The 629-nt window shown below is 51.5% G+C and carries 1 rRNA gene; it reads right to left on the reverse strand.

Going from position 1 to position 629, the window contains the following annotated elements:
• A 16S ribosomal RNA gene (locus ACTJJ6_RS23560) occupies nt 1-460 on the reverse strand; the annotation flags it as partial.
• Between the last annotated feature and the right edge of the window lie 169 nt (nt 461-629).

A 629-nucleotide genomic window follows, 5' to 3' on the forward strand; every position in this document is an offset into this window, starting at 1 on the left:
TCACCACCTTCCTCCTCGCTGAAAGTGCTTTACAACCCGAAGGCCTTCTTCACACACGCGGCATGGCTGCATCAGGCTTGCGCCCATTGTGCAATATTCCCCACTGCTGCCTCCCGTAGGAGTCTGGACCGTGTCTCAGTTCCAGTGTGGCTGGTCATCCTCTCAGACCAGCTAGGGATCGTCGCCTAGGTGAGCCATTACCCCACCTACTAGCTAATCCCATCTGGGCACATCTGATGGCAAGAGGCCCGAAGGTCCCCCTCTTTGGTCTTGCGACGTTATGCGGTATTAGCTACCGTTTCCAGTAGTTATCCCCCTCCATCAGGCAGTTTCCCAGACATTACTCACCCGTCCGCCGCTCGTCACCCGGGGAGCAAGCTCCCCTGTGCTACCGCTCGACTTGCATGTGTTAAGCCTGCCGCCAGCGTTCAATCTGAGCCATGATCAAACTCTTCAATTAAAAGCTTGATTTGCTTCCACTCGAGAAGCGATGCTCAAAGATTTACTGCATGAATTTTACTTCAGTTAGTCACTCTTCAAGACTTGATATTTTTTTGCATCCGAAGATGCTGGATATCGTCTTGTGGAGTGCCCACACAGATTGTCTGATAAATTGTTAAAGAGCAGTG

The sequence above is a fragment of the Serratia sp. 22278 genome (assembly GCF_052045405.1).
GTDB classification, from domain to species: Bacteria; Pseudomonadota; Gammaproteobacteria; order Enterobacterales; family Enterobacteriaceae; genus Serratia; species Serratia marcescens.